Consider the following 14,441-nt stretch of genomic DNA (forward strand, 5'->3'; position numbering starts at 1 on the left):
GGGGCCCTTCGCTCACGGCAGCCGCCCGGTCACCGACTGCACCCTGTGCGATCACCCTGTGGCGGGGGATGCGCGACCGCGCGCTGGAAGAGCCCGAACGTGGGTTTCTTGCCGGGGGAGGGGTGACGGGAGCGGCGTCAGAGGTTTGGCCGCGGGAGTTTGGTCGCGGGGGTTTGGCCCTGGGCCGGGGGCGGGGCGGCTGCGGAGCCGCGAGCCGCGAGCCGCGCCGGATGCTCGGCCGGGAGCCCCAGCGGATGTTCTACGGGGAGCCGCCACGGATGCTCTGCCGCGCGCCGCGTCCCCCGCTCAGCCCCGCACCGCGCCCCCGCGCCCCCACTCCCCCGTGACGTAGGTCACACCACATCTCTCGGAATGCGGGAAATAACCGGGGACGGTTTCCCCGTTTAGCCATGTGTCCGAGCGAAACGGGGACGGATTCCCCGGATCGCGCCACAGTCTTCCTACACCTACGTCTGAGGAGTACGCCGTGGAGACCGCCACCCCCGTGAAGCGTCGCGTGCCCCGGCCCCGGGCCGATGCCCTGCGCAACCGGGAGCGGATCGTCGCCGCCGCGCGTGAGATGTTCGTCGAGTTCGGCCCCGATGTGCCGTTCGACGAGATCGCCCGCCGCGCCGGTGTCGGCAACGCCACGGTGTACCGCAACTTCCCGGACCGCGACGCGCTCGCGCGGGAGGTCGTCTGCTCGGTCATGGACCGCACGTCGGAGTGGATCGAGTCGGCTCTCGCCGAGGGCGGCGACGCCTTCCAGGCGCTGAGCGACTTCGTGCACTTCGCGGCGGACGAGCGGATCGGCGCCCTGTGCCCCATGCTCTCCGAAGCCTTTGATCAGAACCATCCGGATCTGTTCGCCGCACGCGGGCGGACCGTGGAGCTGATCGATGCGCTGATGGGGCGCGCCCGAGAGGCCGGGCAGTTGCGGCCCGATGTCGAATTCGGCGACCTGATGATCGCCGTCACTCAGCTCACCCGGCCGCTGCCCGGCACCGCGTGCCAGGGCATCGACCGCTTCGTACACCGTCATCTGCAGCTGTTCCTGGACGGTCTGCGGGCACCGGCCCGCTCCGTACTGCTGGGGGTGGCGGTCACCGTGGAGGATCTGCGAACAGCCTGACCAGCAGCCAGACCAGCCAGACCAGCCAGACCACCCAGACCAGCGCGACCGATGAGATCGGGGCACAGCGCCGGTCCTTAGTCCGACAAGCTTCCGGAAGCTTGCGGCCGTCTACGAAGACGAGCCGCCGGCTCCCGTGACTTTCCCTCACCTTTTTTCACTGCGAAGTACCGGAGTGGGTATCCCCATGTCTGAAACAGGCACCTCAGCCTCGGCGAAGTCGGCGGCCGAACTCGCCGACGCACACAGCAACCGCTGGAAAGCGCTCGCGTTCATCGCGCTCGCCCAGCTGATGGTCGTCCTCGACGCGACCATCGTGAACATCGCGCTGCCCTCCGCCCAGCAGGACCTGGGCATATCGGACGGCAACCGGCAGTGGGTCATCACGGCCTACGCCCTCGCCTTCGGTGGTCTGCTGCTCTTCGGCGGCCGTATCGCCGACCTGTGGGGCCGCAAGCGCACCTTTGTCACCGGTCTGATCGGCTTCGCGGGCGCCTCCGCCATCGGCGGCGCCGCGCAGAGCGAGGCGATGCTGCTCGGCGCCCGCGCCCTGCAGGGCGCCTTCGGTGCTCTCCTGGCCCCCGCCGCGCTCTCGCTGCTCGCGGTGATGTTCACCGACGCCAAGGAGCGCGCCAAGGCGTTCGGCATCTACGGTGCGATCGCCGGTGGCGGTGGCGCCGTCGGCCTGATCCTCGGCGGTTTCCTCACCGAGTACCTGAACTGGCGCTGGACCTTCTTCGTGAACATCCCGTTCGCGATCATCGCCGCCCTGGGCGCGTACTTCGTCATCCGTGAGCCGGCCGGTGGCCGCAACCGCTCGCCGCTCGACATCCCGGGCGTCATCCTCTCCACCCTGGGCCTGGTCTCCCTGGTCTACGGCTTCACGCGTGCCGAGTCCGACGGCTGGAGCGACTCCACGACCATCGGCCTGTTCGTCGCCTCGGCGGTCCTGCTCGCGGCCTTCGTCTTCACCGAGTCCAAGGTCAAGGCCCCGCTGCTGCCCCTGCGCGTCATCACCGAGCGCAACCGCGGCGGTGTCTACCTCTCGCTCGGCCTCGCGATCATCGCGATGTTCGGTCTGTTCCTGTTCCTGACCTACTACCTGCAGATCGTGAAGGGCTACTCGCCGGTCAAGACCGGCTTCGCCTTCCTGCCGATGATCGCGGGCATGATCACGGGCTCCACCCAGATCGGTGCCCGTCTGATGACCCGCGTCCCGCCGCGGCTGCTGATGGCGCCGGGCTTCGCGCTGGCCGCCCTGGGCATGCTGCTGCTGACCCAGATGGAGATCGACTCCTCTTACGCGGGTCTGCTGCTCCCGGCCCAGCTGCTGCTCGGCCTGGGTATGGGTACGGCGTTCATGCCCGCCATGTCCCTGGCCACGTACGGTGTCCAGCCGAAGGACGCCGGTGTCGCCTCCGCGATGGTCAACACCTCGCAGCAGGTGGGCGGCGCGATCGGTACGGCCCTGCTGAACACGATCGCCGCCTCGGCGACCACCTCGTACATCAAGGACCACATCGCCGGTGCCGCCTCCAAGTCGCAGCAGCAGATCGTCCAGCTGCAGGGCATGGTGAACGGCTACACCAACGCCATCTGGTTCGCCGTCGGCATCCTGGTGGTCGCCGCCGCGATCGCCGCGACCCTCGTCAACACCGGCCGTCCGGACATGTCCGCGGCCGCCGGTGCGGGCGACGGTGTCGAGGACGAGCTCAAGGTGCCGGTGATCGCCCACTGATCACCCGTACCGCCGGTACCGCCGCTGGTACCTCCGGTGCTTCGCGTACGGGCGCGGGGTGGGGACGCCTCGCCCGTACGAGTCCCAGGGTCCGCCCCGGTTCCGAGTTCGTCGGAGCCGGGGCGGACCCGCGTCCACCCCCCGTCAGCCCCGTCAACGCAACCAAGGCAGGTCCGCGCCCGCGTCCTTCGGCTGCAGCCCCTCGGCGATGATCCGCATGGCCTCGCCGAGGGCTTCGTGCTGTTCGGGCGTGAGCCGGTCGAAGAAGGCCTGCCGCACGGCGCCGACATGGCCCGGCGCGGCCTTGCTCAGCACCTCGTAACCGGCGTCGGTGAGGACCGCGAACTGGCCCCGCTTGTCGGAGGGGCAGTTCTCGCGGCGCACCCACCCGTTCTTCTCCAGGCGCGCGATCGCGTGCGAGAGACGTGAGCGGGTGATCTTCGCGCTCATGGCCAGCTCGGTCATCCGCAGCCTTCTGTGCGGCGCCTCGACGAGCTGGACGAGCAGGCCGTAGTAGACGTGCGGCATGCCCGCGTCGCGCTGCAGCTGACGGTCGAGATGGTCCTCGAGGAGGGTGGCGGCGTTCATGTACGCACGCCAGGTGCGCTGTTCCTCGTCGGTGAGCCAGCGCGGCTCTTCAGCGGAAGCGGGTGCCGTGTTCATGGACTCCACTGTACGAGCCCCTTCTTGAATATTAAACAAATCGGGAGTATGGTTCTGCATGAGATCTTGAGACTTCAAATAACTGGCCAATCGGTCTTACGATCGACCCCCGGAGGGAGTAGCCGCCGTGTCTGCCGCCACGTCCGCCGTCGCCGAGGGGCATGCCCCGCACGAGCGCATGCCCGCCCTCTATCTCAGCCATGGCGCCCCGCCGCTCGCCGACGATCCGATCTGGCCCGGAGAACTGGCGGCCTGGTCCGCCGCGCTGCCCCGTCCCAAGGCGATCCTGATGGTCTCCGCCCACTGGGAGGAGGCCCCGCTGGCCCTCGGAGCGGTCCAGACCGTACCGCTCGTCTACGACTTCTGGGGCTTCCCCGAGCACTACTACCAGGTCCGGTACGCGGCTCCCGGCGCCCCTCAACTCGCCGAGTCCGTAAGGAAGCTGCTGCGCGCCCCCGGCATTCCCGTACAGGACATCCCGGACCGCGGCCTCGACCACGGTGCGTACGTCCCGCTCGTCGAGATGTTCCCCGACGCCGACATCCCTGTCCTGCAGATCTCGATGCCGACCCTCGATCCGGTGAAGCTGATGGAGATCGGGCGCAAGCTGGCGCCGCTGCGTGACGAGGGTGTCCTGATCGTGGGCTCCGGCTTCTTCACCCACAACCTGGCCGCGTTGCGCCAGGGAGGCATCCCCTCCTGGTCGGTGGAGTTCGACGACTGGGGTCACCGCGCCCTGGACGCCCGTGACTGGGACGCCCTGCTGGACTTCGGCCGCAAGTCCCCGGCGGGCCGGCTCGCCCACCCCCGCACCGAGCACTTCGCCCCGCTCTTCGTGACGATGGGCGCGGCGGAGGCGACGGGCGAACTGGACGAGCAGCGGTCGGTGATCGACGGGTTCTGGCTGGGGCTGGCCAAGCGGTCGGTGCAGTTCGGCTGAGGTCCGCTTCGGCCGGCCTGGAGGTCTCCGCTTCGGGTGATGCCTGGAGGCTCCCGCTTCGGCCGGCCTAGAGGTCCTTCTCGTACCAGGCCACATCCCAGTACCGGCCGAACTTCCGGCCCACCTCCCGGTATGTGCCGACGTGCCGGAACCCGAAGCGTTCGTGCAGCCGCACGGACGCTTCGTTGGGCTGGGCGATGCCGGCGTAGGCGCGGTGCAGGTCCTCCTCGGCGAGCGCGTCGAACAGGGCCTTGTAGAGCGACGTGCCGACGCCGCGCCCGCCCGCGTCCGGGGCGAGATAGATGGTGACCTCGACGGAGGTGGCGTAGGCGGGCTTGGGGCGGAAGGCGCTGGAAGTGGCGTATCCCAGAATTCGCTGTGCGTTCCCGGGAGTCCCCTGTGAGTCCGTGTCCGTGGCAACCATCAGGCGGTGCGGGCCGTCTTCAGGGTGGGAGAGCAGCCAAGGACGACGCTCTTCCGGGGTGAAGACAGCAGTGTCGAATGTGATGGGCGTCTCGCGAACATAGTGGTTGTAGATGGCTGTGAGGGCGTCGAGGTCAGCCTCGCCTCCTGGCCTGACCTGCACCTCTGTACGTTCCGTTGACATCCGACCTCCCACTGTGGCGGCACAGGGTACTGCATGGTCAGAAAAGTAGGGGGGCGGGTTGGGAATTCTGTCCGGATTCCAGTCGTTGTTTCCTTCGGATGCCGGGCACTCGGAAGAGTGTCCGAGCCGCCACTAGGACCCGCAAGCCCACCATCGCAAGGGAGCACGCATGGCAACCCGTGCCGTCGCCCGTCGTCAGTCCGCCACCGGCGAGACCACCGACGCGGCACGCAGTGTTCGCGCCGTAGGCGGCGAAATCGCCGACCGCGACCTGGTCGGCATGTACCTCGACGAGATCGCGCGTACGCCGCTGCTCGACGCCGCCAAGGAAGTCGAGCTTTCCCAGATCATCGAGGCGGGTGTGTTCGCGCGGCAGATCCTCGACGACGAGGTGGATGCCCCCAAGGCGGACGCGACCCGCGAGGAGCTCGAGGCGCTGGTCGCCGAGGGGGAGCGGGCCAAGGACGTCTTCATCCGCTCCAACCTGCGGCTGGTCGTCGCCGTGGCCCGGCGATATCCCCGTAGCGGCCTCCCCCTGCTCGACCTGATCCAGGAGGGCAACGCGGGCCTGGTGCGCGCCGTCGAGAAGTTCGACTACCGCAAGGGCTTCAAGTTCTCGACGTACGCCACGTGGTGGATCCGTCAGGCCATCACCCGCTCCATCGCCGACCAGTCGCGCACGATCCGCCTTCCCGTGCACCTGGTCGAGGAGCTGGGCCGCATCCGCCGGGTGCAGCGCGAGTTCAACCGCAAGAACGGGCGGGAGCCCGAGCACGCGGAGATCGCCGCCGAGCTGGACTCGACCCCGGAGCGTGTGACGGACGTCCTGGACTGGGCCCGCGACCCGGTCTCGCTGAACATGTCGGTGGACGACGACGGTGACACCCAGTTCGGTGACCTCCTCGAGGACACCTCCGCGGTCTCGCCCGAGCAGTCCGTCCTCACCCTGCTGCGCAGCGAGGAGCTCGACGACCTGATCGGCCGCCTCGACCAGCGCACGGCCTCGATCATCAAGATGCGGTACGGCATCGACGACGGCCGGGAGCGCACGCTCACGGAGGTCGGCAAGGAGCACGGGCTCACCCGTGAGCGCATCCGCCAGATCGAGAAGCACGCGCTGCTGGAGCTGAAGAAGCTGGCCCGCGACACCGGTTTTGACGCGGCGGCTTAAGAATGTCCGCGGTTCGTGCGGTTCGCATGGTTCATACGGTCGGTGTGCCACGTATGGTTCGTACGGGTTCGAGACGGATCCGTCGGATCTGACGGATCCGATGGTTCGAGCTCGGCCATAAGTCGATCGGACATGGCCATGTAACGCCGCTTAACTCGCTGGGCTCTGGGCACAAGACTTCAGGGCCCAGGGTTCAGGGTCCCGGGGCGCAGCCCCAAGACCCCCCAGAACCGAGTCCCGACGCACTCCCCCCCCGCGCCGGGACTCTCCAGAGCCGAGCTTCGGCGCCTTCCCCCCCCTGGCGCCGGGGCTCGGCTCCTTTTTGTTCAGGGTTCGTCGGGGGTGTTGCGGGTGGTTGGGAGTGGTTGGGGACTTGTTCCGGACTCGCGTCCCGGGGAGCGGTGGTTTTCGGGCAGGCCGACGGGCCACCCCGTACCTGAACCCCGGGGTGACCCGGATGGCAGATTGTGCCACAGGGGCATAACCTGCCGTCCGTGACCGGTACCGACCGCGCGACCGCCGCTCCCGGGCTCTCGCTCACGGAGCGACGCAAGGCCGCCACCCGGATGGAGATCGCGCGGGCCGCGGCCGGGCTCTTCATGAGGCACGGTCTGCGTGCCACCCGCGCCGAGGACATCGCCCGCGCCGCCGGTGTCGCGCCCCGCACTTTCTACCGCTACTTCGCCAGCAAGGAAGAGTCCCTCGCCCCGCTCTTCCACGCGGGCGTCGAGAAGTGGGCCGAGGCGGTACGCGACGCCCCGGCCGACCTGTCCGTGCCCCAGGCGCTTCGCCACGCCGTCGTCCAGACCCTCACCCCGGGCGTCGGGGTGCGGCCGGAGTCCATGGACTGGGTCCGTGCCCTGCTCCGGCTGGCCGAGGGGAGCCCGGCGCTGCTGAGGGTGTGGGGCGAGGCGTGTCAGGGGGCGGAGCGGACACTGGCACAGGTGCTGAAGGCGAGGGCCTCCGCGGCGGGCGGCGGGGCGGGTGCCTTGGCCGGTGGCGGGACGGAGTTCCGGCTCGGTGCCGCCGTGGCCGGTGCGGCCGTTCGCGTGGCGGTGGAGGCCTGGGCCGCCGGGGACGAGCCGGCCGACGGTCCGGCCGGGCCGGTCGCGCTCGCGGTACGCCATCTGGAAGCCCTGAGCGACTTCCCCTGGGGAGCCGTGTGAACGCGCCGTGGGGAGCCGTGTGAGCGCGCCGCGGATCGGTCGGGCCCGCGCAGGACTCACGTGCTGGACTCACGCGGAGGACTCACCCGGCCCTGACACCGCGCCCATCCGGGCGACCGCCCTCCGGCCCGTCTTCCGGCCCGTCCTGGAAGCCACCCGCCGCTCGAGTCAGACGCCCGCCCAACTCCCGTACACACCCCACCAGTTCCGCCGGCCGCCGTACCGTGAACTCGCAGTCGACCATCGCGAGCCGTACCGCGAGCCACTCCACGGAGTCCCCGGCGGAGGAACGCAGCAGACAGCTGTGCTCGTCGATCGGCTCGGGCGCGCCGAGCCACTTGGGCAGGCGGGCCGCGACGAACGCGGCGGGCGCGGCGAAGGTGACCTCGAAGTCGTACGTCTCCTGGCGCCCGTACATCGACTGGCGCAGGTACTCGGCCGCGCTCCCCGTCGGCAGTTCGCGTGGCGTGAAACGGACGCCGGTCGCGAAGGGCTCGGCGATCCGGTCGACGCGGAAGGTGCGCCAGTCGTCGCGGTCGAGGTCGTAGGCGACGAGGTACCAGCGACGGCCGGTGGAGACGAGGCGGTACGGCTCGGACAGCCGTCGTGACGGGGTGCCGTCCCCGGAGCGGTAGGCGAACCGCAGCCGTTCCCGCCCGGCCACCGACGCGGCGATCACGGTCAGCGTCTCGGGTGCGATGCTCGCCCCGTCCCCGCTGGTCAGCGGGGTGGTCGCGGCCTGGAGCGTGGACACACGGTGGCGCAGCCGGGACGGCAGGACCTGCTCCAGTTTGGCGAGGGCCCGTACGGACGCCTCGTCGACGCCCTCGACCGCGTGCCCGGCACCGGCCCGCAGCCCCACCGCGATCGCCACCGCCTCCTCGTCGTCGAGCACGAGCGGCGGCATCGCCTTGCCCGCCACCAGCCGGTATCCGCCGTCGGCCCCCTTCGTCGCCTGCACCGGATAGCCCAGCTCGCGGAGCCGGTCGATGTCGCGGCGGACGGTACGCCGGGACACGCCCAGCCGCTCGGAGAGCTCGCCGCCGGGCCATTCGCGGGGCGTCTGGAGGAGGGAGAGGAGCTGGAGGAGCCGGGCCGGGGTGTCCGTCGTCATGTTTCCCAGAGTGCCGCACATCTAGGACGTGATCTGACCTAATAGGAGCCTACCTTCAAGCCATGACCTCCACCGAGACCACTCTCAGCAGCCCGGCCGAGCCGCCGCGGGGCCCGGCAGCCGGGGCCGACCGGCGACGCTGGCTCGCGCTCGCCATCGTGATGACCGCGGCCTTCATGGACCTGGTCGACGTCACGATCGTCAACATCGCGATTCCCTCCATCCAGCGGGACGAGGGCGCGTCCGTCGGCCAGATCCAGTGGATCACCGCCGGCTACGCACTCGCCTTCGCCGCCGGGCTCATCACCGGTGGGCGGCTCGGCGACATCCACGGACGCAAGCGGCTCTTCCTGATCGGCATAGGCGGCTTCACGATCGCCTCCGCGCTGTGCGGCTTCGCCGCGAACCCGGAGATGCTCGTCGCCTCGCGCATCCTGCAGGGCGGGATGGCCGCGCTGATGGTGCCGCAGGTGCTGTCGATCGTGCACGCGACGTTCCCGGCGCACGAGCGGGGCAAGGTCTTCGGGCTCTTCGGCGCGATCGTCGGCCTGGGCGCCGTGTCCGGCCCGCTGCTCGGCGCGCTGCTTACCGAGTGGAACCTGTTCGGTCTGGAGTGGCGGCCGATCTTCCTCATCAACCTGCCGGTGGGCATCGCCGCGCTGATCCTGGGACGACGCTTCATCAGCGAGTCGAAGGCCCCCAAGGCCCTCAAGCTCGACCTCGTCGGCATGGCCCTCGTGACGCTGGGCCTGCTCATGCTGCTCTACCCGCTGACGCGCGGGCGTGAGCTGGGCTGGCCGCTGTGGGGGTACGTGTCGATGGGCGGCGCCCTTCTCGTCTTCGCGGCGCTGGTGGCGTACGAGAAGCGCAAGGCGGCGCGGGACGGATCGCCGCTGGTCGAGCTGTCCCTGTTCAAGGTGAAGAGCTTCGCCGCGGGCATCGCCGTCCAGACCGTCTTCGGGGTCGGCCTCGGCATCTTCTTCCTGGTCTGGACGCTGTACATGCAGGTCGGCCTGGGCTGGCGGCCGCTGCGGGCGGGGCTGACCGGGGTCCCGTTCTCGATCGCGGTCTCGGCCGCGGCGGGCATGTCGGTGCAGCTGCTCGTCCCGCGCTTCGGGCGCAAGGTGCTCCAGGCGGGCGCGCTGATCATGGCGGTCGGGGTGCTGCTCTACATCTGGGAGTCCGAGCGGTACGGCCTGTCCATCGCCCCCTGGCAGATGGCGCTTCCGCTGGTCGTCATGGGCGCGGGCATGGGCTTCATCGTGGCCCCGCTGACCGACGCGGTGCTGTCGGAGGTCCCGCGCGAACACTCCGGGTCGGCGTCCGGGCTCATCAACACCGTGCAGCAGATGGGCAACGCGCTCGGACTCGGCCTGGTGTCCGTGGTCTTCTTCGGCCAGATCGGCGACCACTTGACCCGCGCCCAGGTGGGCCCGGCCTTCGTCGACGGCTTCCAGCACGCGCTGGGCTGGGTCGTGGCGGTGATGGTGGCGATCTTCCTGCTGATGTTCGCCCTGCCGAAGCGGCCGGCGCAGCATGTGGAGGGGGCGGGGGAGGACACCCCGCTCGGCGACCGGGAGGGCACGAACCCGGCGGCGGGCGCCCCGGCGTCCGACGGTGAGCCGGTGCTGATGGGCTGACGTCCTGGTGCCGACGTTCTGGTGCTGACGTTCTGGTTCTGACGTCTCGGTAATGACGTCTCGGTAATGACGTTTTGGTCGTGTGCCCGCCCTCCTCCGCCGCCGGGGGGGGTGCCTCTATGTTCTTCGTCAAGCGTCTGGGCAGCCTCTGCCCGGGGTTCGATCTTCTCTGTGGGGCGTGAGACTGTCTGGTCGTGCCAGAGATGACGAGTGGGTTGGAGGCAGCCTTGGCTGAGGCGTCGTCTCCTTCGTGGACCCAGCGTGTTCGTGCCGGGCGTGACCTTGCTTCCTTCGCTGATGTTTCTGAGGCTGCGGAAGCGTTGGTGGGGCTGCTGCTGGACGTCGAGGACACGGCGGTGACCCGGCAGACGGCAGAGGCTTTGACCCGGGTGGGGACGGTGGCCGCCATAAGGCTTATCGCTCTCGCGGTTGCCGAGGCTGACGACAACCAGGCCGAGTGGCTGCAGACCGGGGTGCATGACGCGCTCGTGGGACCGGGCGGTGTGCCGGACGTCGCAGCGGCCTGCGGGAAGCTCGCCCGGGACCCGGAAGAAGCTGTCCGTCGGGGGGCCGCAGATATCTCGGCATGGGCAGACGACCCATGGTGTTGATCTGCGTCAGCCTTCCTGTGGACTGGTTCATGCAGCCGTCGCCTGGGGGACGCGGGGTTCGTAGAAGGTGCCGTCGCGGAGCATGGCGAACAGGACGCTGATGCGTTGGCGGGCGAGGCGGAGGAGGGCTTGGGTGTGGGTCTTTCCGCGGGCCCGGCATCGGTCGTAGTAGGTGCGGGAGGCGGGATCGGCGTTCATGCAGGCGAAGGCGGAGAGGAACATGGCGCGTTTGAGCTGCCGGTTTCCGCCTCGTGGTGCGTGTTCGCCGTGGATCGAGGTGCCCGACGACTTCGTGGTCGGGGCAAGTCCGGCGTAGGAGGCGAGGTGGGCTGCGGTGGGGAAGCTGGTGCCGTCGCCGACGGTGACCAGCAGGACGGCGGCGGTCCTGACGCCGACGCCGGGCATCGATGTCAGGACCGGGGAAAGAGGGTGTGCCTCCAGCAGGGCGTTGATCTGGGCTTCCAGGGCCCGGCGTTGTTCGTGGACCGCGGCGAGCGAGCGGGCCAGGGAGGGCACGACGATGTCGAGGGTGCCGGTCCCCGGGACCACGACGGTCTGTTCGTCCAACGCGTCGAAGACGTCGTCGATCAGCCGGGCGGCCATGCGCGGGGCCTTGGGCCGGATGAGCTCGACGAGCCTGCGGCGGCCGGCTTTGCGCAGGGCGGTCGGGGAGCCGTAGCGCTCCAGCAGCCAGGTGACGGCCTGGTGGTCCAGACGCGGGCCCAGGACGCGTTCCAGCGACGGGTGGAACTGGGTGAGCAGGCCGCGTATCCGGTTGGAAGTGCGGGTGGCCTCGGCGGCAAGGTCCTGGTCGAAGCCCACGAGCACGGTCAGTTCGGCGGTGATCTCGTCGGTGAGTTCCAGCGAGCGCAGGGTGTGCGGCAGGGTGCGGGCGGCGTCCGCGATGACCGCGGCATCCTTCGCGTCGGTCTTGGCCTCGCCCGGGTAGAGGTCGGCGATCCGGCGCATGGCCAGTCCGGGCAGGTAGGCGACCTTGCAGCCCGCGTCCCGGGCCACGGTGAGCGGGAGGGCGCCGATGGAGGCGGGCTGGTCCACGATCACCAGGACGGTGCCGAACTTGGCCTTGAGCTTGTCGAAGACGGCCCGCAGCTTCGGCTCGCTGTTGGGCAGCTGCTTGTCGAGGACCTTCTTCCCGGCCGGGGTGAGCCCGTGGCCGTGATGAGCACTCTTGCCGACGTCCAGGCCGAGGAACACGCCCACGTCTTCGGGGTCGAACATCGCGCCCTTCCCAGGGTGTTGAACGTGCCGGCCTCGGCGGTGGTGTCGTACGCGCGCATCCACGTTATGCAGACCTGCCGCCCGCGAGCTGTCCGGCATTGCGCCGGACCGGGCGGTGGCCGGACCTCTCATCAGCGTCTCCGACGGCACCTCCCAGGCCCGGCGACACCACCCCCCAGGTCATGCCTTCGACAGGGGGCAAAAGTCATACCGGGCCCGGAGGCCAGCGGCCCTCTTGCAGGACCGCGAAAAACATAACGGGGCGGGCACACCACGTTGTGGTAGTGGTTGAGCGTTTCTGGAAAGCACACGTTATGGTGACGCCATGTCATCGAGGGAACACGTCACCCCCCGTGAAGCGGTGGGGTCCGGGGCGCCGCAATCGTGGCTTCCCACCTTGTCGGCGCTGTCGCTCGAGGAGGTCGCGGCCCTTGATGACGCCGTTCTGCGGCCTTCGATCGAGCGCCTGAGGCGCCGGGTCGGCCGTCCCATGTCCACGATCGCGGGCAGCGACGGCGGTTAGGGCCTTGGCCGGTCCGCCGCGGAGTGCCCCGCACGTCACGACTGCGTGAACGAGGAAGCGCCCTGCCGATGCGCCTTCACCACCTCTCCGACCCCGTCCTGCACGCGCTGAACTCCGTCACCGAGGACGAGTCAACCGTCGCCTTTCTGCTCGACGCGGAGTCGAGCCGACGTCTGTTGCTGTTGCGCGCGATCCTGGACGCGGCGGCTGACGCCGACGACGTACGCCGGGCCTGGCGGCTGCTCGAAGCCGCCGAGCGGGCGGCCCCGGCGGTCTTCCGCACGGTGCTCCTCGACCCGCAGGTGGGTGTGTGGGCGGCGAGCCTGGTACGCAGACTCTCCCGCCCGGATCCGACGGCGACTTCGGGGGAGCCTCCACTGCGCGTGGAGCTGGGGTTCCTCGGGCAGCTGGCGGCGGCCGTGTTCATCGCCGGTGGTGCCGACTTCCGTGCGCGCGTGCCGGTGCGGGACGGACGCGTGTTCCTGCCGGGTCTCGGCCGGGCGACCGTCGGCGGCGACCCCTGGGGAACCGCCGAGGTGTGGGGGCACGACGGCGCGGTCCGGGTCGCCGCGGGCGGCGTGACGGTGACGTTGCCGGACGACAGGGAGAACGACGCCCCGGGGTGGGAGGGGCAGCGGCGGCTGCGTGCGGAGCACGGGGGAGTGACCCTGACCCTCGTCCTCGACGACCTGGGACCCTACGCGCCGGTGCCGGCGCTGACGGCGTCCGGACGGCTCTCATCCGCTCAGTTCGCTTCCTGGCAGCGGTGGGTCGCCCGCATGTGGACGGTGCTGGTGGACGATCACCCGGTCAGCGCCCGGGCCCTGACCGCGGGGCTGCGCTCCGTCGTTCCGCTGCCACGGGGCGAGCGGCTGCGCGCGCGGGCGGCTTCGTCCAGCGACGCGTTCGGATGCCTCTTGCTGTCGGAGCCGGACGAGGACGAGGACGTCCTCCCGGCACAGCTCGGGGTCGCCGTCCTGCACGAGTTCCGGCACACCCTGCTCAACGGCCTCATCTTTCTCACGCCTCTGTTCGAAGAGAGCGACGAGCTGCTCTACGCCCCCTGGCGTGACGATCCACGCCCTCTCGGCGGGCTCGTGCACGGGGCGTACGCCTTCTCCGGCGTCGCGCGCTACTGGCGCACCCGCGGTGTGGAGGGGCTCGCGGGCTTCGAGTACGCGCTGTGGCGCAGCGCCGTGCGCACGGTGCTGGGGAGCCTGCGCGAGCACCGTGCGCTCACTGCGCCGGGGCACGCGCTGATCGACAGCCTGGACGAACAGACCGCGGGCTGGCATGTGGAGCGGGTGGGGGTGCGCGAACAGCGCCTCGCGCGTCTCGCGACCGTCCACCACCGTGCGACCTGGCACGCACACCATCTCCAGGTGCCCGCGGCGCAGGCGAAGGAACTGGCGGAGGCCTGGCGCGCGGGGCGGCCCGTGGACGCCGTCACGCGCCACCCCGAGCCCGTGTTGCGTGCCGATCCACAGGCCCGCCGTCTGGATACGTTCGCGCTGCTGGCACGCCTCAGCCTCGTCGCTCCCGGTGAGTTCGAAGCCCTGCGCGCGTCGGGGGACCCCGCGCGGAAGGTGGCCGGTGTCGTCCCCGCCGATCTGGCGCTGGTGGACGGCGACGCCGCGACCGCGGTCAAGTTGTACAGCGAGGAGCTCAGCGGTCCGGGCGCCAGGCCCGCGGCCTGGGCCGGGCTCGGCCTGGCGCTGGCCGAGTGCGGCGAGCGGGCCGCGGGGAACGCGCTGACCGAACATCCCGAACTGGCCCTGGCCATCCGTGATCTGCTGCCCGGTTCGCCGGATCCGGTACTCCTGGCCCACTGGCTCGCGAAGTAGCGACGCCGACGCCGACGCCTGCACAGGCCGGGCCGGTGGCCTGGCTCGACGCC

General features: G+C 70.3%; 12 protein-coding genes. 8 read left to right on the forward strand and 4 right to left on the reverse strand.

The annotated features are described in order from the left end of the window. The first annotated feature begins 487 nt into the window (after window positions 1–487). Together OG568_RS29505 and OG568_RS29510 are read left to right on the forward strand one after the other, a co-directional pair. A complete protein-coding gene (locus OG568_RS29505) occupies window positions 488–1,132 on the forward strand; it encodes a TetR/AcrR family transcriptional regulator (RefSeq protein WP_266433722.1) in 645 nt (214 codons plus the stop codon). A gap of 187 nt (window positions 1,133–1,319) precedes the next feature. Continuing rightward, complete coding sequence (locus tag OG568_RS29510; protein ID WP_266583046.1) at window positions 1,320–2,870, forward strand: MFS transporter; 1,551 nt, start codon at window positions 1,320–1,322, stop codon at window positions 2,868–2,870. 153 nt (window positions 2,871–3,023) lie between these two features. Here the strand turns inward: OG568_RS29510 and OG568_RS29515 are convergent, their stop codons facing one another. Then, window positions 3,024–3,533, reverse strand: a complete 510-nt coding sequence (locus OG568_RS29515) for a MarR family winged helix-turn-helix transcriptional regulator (RefSeq protein WP_266583044.1) — start codon at window positions 3,531–3,533, stop codon at window positions 3,024–3,026. A 178-nt stretch (window positions 3,534–3,711) separates the two neighbouring features. Between OG568_RS29515 and OG568_RS29520 the strand changes: the two genes are divergently transcribed. Then, entirely contained in the window at window positions 3,712–4,473 is a 762-nt protein-coding gene (locus OG568_RS29520; protein ID WP_329536487.1) for a dioxygenase family protein, read from the forward strand. A gap of 67 nt (window positions 4,474–4,540) precedes the next feature. On the opposite strand, the gene OG568_RS29525 is transcribed toward OG568_RS29520, so the two are convergent. Next, the gene (locus OG568_RS29525; protein WP_329533740.1) at window positions 4,541–5,080 is read right to left on the reverse strand and encodes a GNAT family N-acetyltransferase; all 540 of its coding nucleotides are present in this window, start codon (window positions 5,078–5,080) and stop codon (window positions 4,541–4,543) included. Window positions 5,081–5,249: 169 nt separating this feature from the next. Here OG568_RS29525 and OG568_RS29530 point away from each other — a divergent pair, with 169 nt between their 5' ends. Together OG568_RS29530 and OG568_RS29535 are read left to right on the forward strand one after the other, a co-directional pair. Further along, window positions 5,250–6,251 (forward strand): sigma-70 family RNA polymerase sigma factor, encoded by a 1,002-nt coding sequence (locus OG568_RS29530; protein ID WP_054233096.1) that lies wholly within the window; start codon window positions 5,250–5,252, stop codon window positions 6,249–6,251. A gap of 566 nt (window positions 6,252–6,817) precedes the next feature. Then, complete coding sequence (locus OG568_RS29535; RefSeq protein WP_329536488.1) at window positions 6,818–7,417, forward strand: TetR family transcriptional regulator; 600 nt, start codon at window positions 6,818–6,820, stop codon at window positions 7,415–7,417. Between the two features lie 82 nt (window positions 7,418–7,499). Here OG568_RS29535 and OG568_RS29540 read toward each other — a convergent pair whose 3' ends face one another. Then, complete coding sequence (locus tag OG568_RS29540; RefSeq protein ID WP_329533741.1) at window positions 7,500–8,531, reverse strand: helix-turn-helix transcriptional regulator; 1,032 nt, start codon at window positions 8,529–8,531, stop codon at window positions 7,500–7,502. A 62-nt stretch (window positions 8,532–8,593) separates the two neighbouring features. Here OG568_RS29540 and OG568_RS29545 point away from each other — a divergent pair, with 62 nt between their 5' ends. Both OG568_RS29545 and OG568_RS29550 read left to right on the forward strand, forming a co-directional pair. Further along, window positions 8,594–10,171 (forward strand): MFS transporter, encoded by a 1,578-nt coding sequence (locus OG568_RS29545; RefSeq protein WP_329533742.1) that lies wholly within the window; start codon window positions 8,594–8,596, stop codon window positions 10,169–10,171. A 203-nt stretch (window positions 10,172–10,374) separates the two neighbouring features. Then, window positions 10,375–10,782 (forward strand): hypothetical protein, encoded by a 408-nt coding sequence (locus OG568_RS29550; protein ID WP_329536432.1) that lies wholly within the window; start codon window positions 10,375–10,377, stop codon window positions 10,780–10,782. A 27-nt stretch (window positions 10,783–10,809) separates the two neighbouring features. Here the strand turns inward: OG568_RS29550 and OG568_RS29555 are convergent, their stop codons facing one another. Beyond that, window positions 10,810–12,021, reverse strand: coding sequence for an IS110 family transposase (locus OG568_RS29555; RefSeq protein ID WP_329533076.1), 1,212 nt, complete (start codon window positions 12,019–12,021; stop codon window positions 10,810–10,812). A 591-nt stretch (window positions 12,022–12,612) separates the two neighbouring features. Between OG568_RS29555 and OG568_RS29560 the strand changes: the two genes are divergently transcribed. After that, window positions 12,613–14,388, forward strand: a complete 1,776-nt coding sequence (locus OG568_RS29560; RefSeq protein WP_329533743.1) for an HEXXH motif domain-containing protein — start codon at window positions 12,613–12,615, stop codon at window positions 14,386–14,388. The last annotated feature ends 53 nt before the right edge of the window (window positions 14,389–14,441 follow it).

This window comes from Streptomyces sp. NBC_01450 (assembly GCF_036227505.1).
GTDB lineage: Bacteria > Actinomycetota > Actinomycetes > Streptomycetales > Streptomycetaceae > Streptomyces.

Coding starts and splice junctions, on each gene's coding strand:
- OG568_RS29510 (WP_266583046.1), top strand. CDS start 1,320: ATGTCTGAAACAGGCACCTCAGCCTCGGCGAAGTCGGCGGCCGAACTC.
- OG568_RS29515 (WP_266583044.1), bottom strand. CDS start 3,533: ATGAACACGGCACCCGCTTCCGCTGAAGAGCCGCGCTGGCTCACCGAC.
- OG568_RS29520 (WP_329536487.1), top strand. CDS start 3,712: ATGCCCGCCCTCTATCTCAGCCATGGCGCCCCGCCGCTCGCCGACGAT.
- OG568_RS29525 (WP_329533740.1), bottom strand. CDS start 5,080: ATGTCAACGGAACGTACAGAGGTGCAGGTCAGGCCAGGAGGCGAGGCT.
- OG568_RS29530 (WP_054233096.1), top strand. CDS start 5,250: ATGGCAACCCGTGCCGTCGCCCGTCGTCAGTCCGCCACCGGCGAGACC.
- OG568_RS29535 (WP_329536488.1), top strand. CDS start 6,818: ATGGAGATCGCGCGGGCCGCGGCCGGGCTCTTCATGAGGCACGGTCTG.
- OG568_RS29540 (WP_329533741.1), bottom strand. CDS start 8,531: ATGACGACGGACACCCCGGCCCGGCTCCTCCAGCTCCTCTCCCTCCTC.
- OG568_RS29545 (WP_329533742.1), top strand. CDS start 8,594: ATGACCTCCACCGAGACCACTCTCAGCAGCCCGGCCGAGCCGCCGCGG.
- OG568_RS29550 (WP_329536432.1), top strand. CDS start 10,375: ATGACGAGTGGGTTGGAGGCAGCCTTGGCTGAGGCGTCGTCTCCTTCG.
- OG568_RS29555 (WP_329533076.1), bottom strand. CDS start 12,021: ATGTTCGACCCCGAAGACGTGGGCGTGTTCCTCGGCCTGGACGTCGGC.
- OG568_RS29560 (WP_329533743.1), top strand. CDS start 12,613: ATGCGCCTTCACCACCTCTCCGACCCCGTCCTGCACGCGCTGAACTCC.